At 60.8% G+C, this 3,274-nt stretch carries 2 rRNA genes; both read right to left on the bottom strand.

The features are described 5' to 3' along the window. Positions 1 to 22: 22 nt before the first annotated feature. Positions 23 to 138, bottom strand: a 5S ribosomal RNA gene (gene rrf / locus AC5I6P_RS03360). 122 nt (positions 139 to 260) lie between these two features. Further along, positions 261 to 3,244 (bottom strand): 23S ribosomal RNA (locus AC5I6P_RS03355). Between the last annotated feature and the right edge of the window lie 30 nt (positions 3,245 to 3,274).

Genomic DNA, 3,274 nt, shown 5'->3' with positions numbered 1-3,274 from the left:
TCGGGGGCTTTCTGAATGTGCAGGCCGGCAGCGCCGTACTCTCCCACCGGGTGGCCCCGGCAGTACCATCCGCGCAGTGGGGCTTAACTTCCGAGTTCGGGATGGGATCGGGTGATCCCCCACGCCATAGCCACCGGCCATACTAGCCTGGGTGTGGAACAAGGGGTCCATCTCTGACAGCACCACGTGCTGTGCCTTTCGTGCCGCTCCACCAGAGCGACTTCTTCAAGTCTGTTGGGGCACGGCCACCTGCAAAATGGCCGGCCAAGCCACACGGGCCCTTAGTACGGCTCGGCTTTGACGCTCGCGCGTCCTGCACCTGCCGCCTATCCACGTGGTCGTCTCCCACGGCCCTTCAGGAGGCTTATGCCTCGGGAAGATTCATCTCTGGAGGGGCTTCCCACTTAGATGCGTTCAGCGGTTATCCCGTCCCAACGTAGCTACCCGGCGCTGCCGCTGGCGCGACAACCGGTACACCAGAGGTTGGTCCGTCCCGGTCCTCTCGTACTAGGGACGGCGTCCATCAATCTTCCTGCGCCCACGACGGATACAGACCGAACTGTCTCACGACGTTCTGAACCCAGCTCGCGTACCGCTTTAACCGGCGAACAGCCGGACCCTTGGGACCTTCTCCAGCCCCAGGATGCGATGAGCCGACATCGAGGTGCCAAACCGCCCCGTCGATGTGAACTCTCGGGGGCGATAAGCCTGTTATCCCCGGCGTACCTTTTATCCGTTGAGCGACGGCCCTTCCACGCGGGACCGCCGGATCACTAACGCCTGCTTTCGCACCTGCTCGACCTGTCCGTCTCGCAGTCAAGCTCCCTTTTGCGTTTACGCTCTCTGTGCGCGATTGCCGACCGCGCTGAGGGAACCTTTGCGCGCCTCCGCTACTCTTTAGGAGGCGACCGCCCCAGTCAAACTGCCCGCCTGACACGGTTCCTAGCGAGGATTCACTCGCCCAGGTTAGATCTCCAATATTGCCAGGGTGGTATTTCACTGATGGCTCCGCAAGAGCTGGCGCCCCTGCCTCATAGCCTCCCACCTATGCTACACAAGCAATACCGAAGAACAATGTCAGGGTGCAGTAAAGGTGCACGGGGTCTTTTTGTCCTGTCGCGGGTACTCGGTATCCTCACCGAGACTCCAATTTCGCCGAGCGTGTGGAGGAGACAGCGCCCAAGTCGTTACGCCATTCGTGCAGGTCGGAACTTACCCGACAAGGAATTTCGCTACCTTAGGACCGTTATAGTTACGGCCGCCGTTTACCGGGGCTTCGGTTCAAAGCTTCACCCCAGCTTTCGCTGAGGCTGACCTCTCCCCTTAACCTTCCGGCACCGGGCAGGCGTCAGTGCCTATACGTCGTCTTGCGCGACTTTGCAGACACCTGTGTTTTTGCTAAACAGTCGCTTGGGCCGATTCTCTGCGACTCCCTTCCCCTTCCAGGCGCGTAGCCCAGTCAAGTACCGAGAGCTCCCCTTCTCCCGAAGTTACGGGGACATTTTGCCGAGTTCCTTCTCCACAGATCACTCGCGCACCTGAGGCTACTCGCCTCGCCTACCTGTGTCGGTTTGCGGTACGGTCACGATGCGAACTCCCCACCGGGGCTTTTCTCGGCAGTCGGCTTAACACAGCTCCCGGAGTCCGGAGACTCCAGTCGGCGTCAGATCTCGGCTACCCGGGCCTTTTCCCTCCCGGGACCGCCTACCTCCTTGCACCGGGACGACCAGCGCCCGGCCCATGCTTCACTCCTGCGTCCCCCCTGCGGGTGATAACGCGCACATCGTGGTACGGGAATATTCGCCCGTTTTCCATCGCCTACGCCCTTCGGCCTCGGCTTAGGGACCGACTAACCCAGGGCGGACGAGCCTGCCCCTGGAACCCTTAGGCTTTCGGTGGGGGGGATTCTCACCCCCCTTATCGCGTACTCATTCCGGCATCCTCACTTCTGGCCGCTCCACGGGAAGGTTTCCACCCCCGCTTCTCTGCTACCAGAACGCTCCCCTACCATCTCACACACAAGGTGTGAAATCCGTGGCTTCGGTGATCGTCTTGAGTCCCGACCATTATCGGCGCAGGCGCACTTGACCGGTGAGCTATTACGCACTCTTTCAAGGCATGGCTGCTTCTAAGCCAACCTCCCGGTTGTCAGGGCACGCCCACATCCTTTCTCACTGAGACGATACTCCGGGACCTTAGCCGACGGTCTGGGTTCTTTCCCTCTCGTATACGCACATTATCGCGCGTATGCTGTCTCCCGGGGTCCATGAGTCGGGCATTCGGAGTTTGGTAGGAGTTGGTAACCCGGTGGGGCCCCGCGTCCTTCCAGTGCTCTACCTCCCGCTCACACGCCCCGAGGCACTACCTCAATAGTTTTCGGGGAGAACCAGCTATCTCCGAGCTTGATTGGCCTTTCACCCCTACCCACGGCTCATCCCAAACTTTTTCAACAGTAACGGGTTCGGCCCTCCACTAGGTGTTACCCCAGCTTCAGCCTGGCCATGGGTAGATCGCTTCGGTTTCGGGTCTGCGGCCACGCACTCTAGTTCGCCCTGTTCAGACTCGCTTTCGCTGCGGCTCCGAGGCATAGCCTCTTAACCTCGCGCGTGACCAGCAACTCGCCGGATCATAATGCAAAAGGCACGCAGTCAGAGGCCTAAGCCTCCTCCTACCGCTTGTAGGCACACGGTTTCAGGATCTATTTCACTCGCCGTCAGGCGTTCTTTTCACCTTTCCCTCACGGTACTGGTGCACTATCGGTCACGGACGAGTATTCAGCCTTGGAGGGTGGTCCCCCCGGATTCCAGCGGGATTTCTCGTGTCCCGCTGTACTCAGGTGCCAGAGCCACTCGTCTTGGTTGCCTTTCGCCTACGGGGCTCTCACCCTGTGTCGCGCGCCATCCCAGGCGGCTTCGGCTAGACTCCAAGCACGAGCGGAACAAGTCCCGCTCTGGTCCTACAACCCCGAGTGCACAAGGCACCCGGTTTGGGCTGGTCCCATTTCGCTCGCCGCTACTCTGGGAATCTCGGTTGATTTCTTTTCCTGGGGATACTTAGATGTTTCAGTTCTCCCCGTTGGCTCCGCTCTCGCGGTGACGGCCCATGACGGCCGCCGGGTTGCCCCATTCGGGAACCCCGGGATCACAGCCTGCGTGCGGCTCCCCCGGGACTATCGTGGCTTGCCACGCCCTTCTTCGCCTGTCCGTGCCAAGGCATCCACCGTGCGCCCTTCGTTCGCTTGGCCGGATCAACTCCGGCCCCACTCGAAAGCCGC

This window comes from Myxacorys sp. (genome assembly GCF_059501405.1).
The sequence above is the reverse complement of the archived record's forward strand: the minus strand, read 5'-3'. Positions and strand labels throughout refer to the sequence as shown.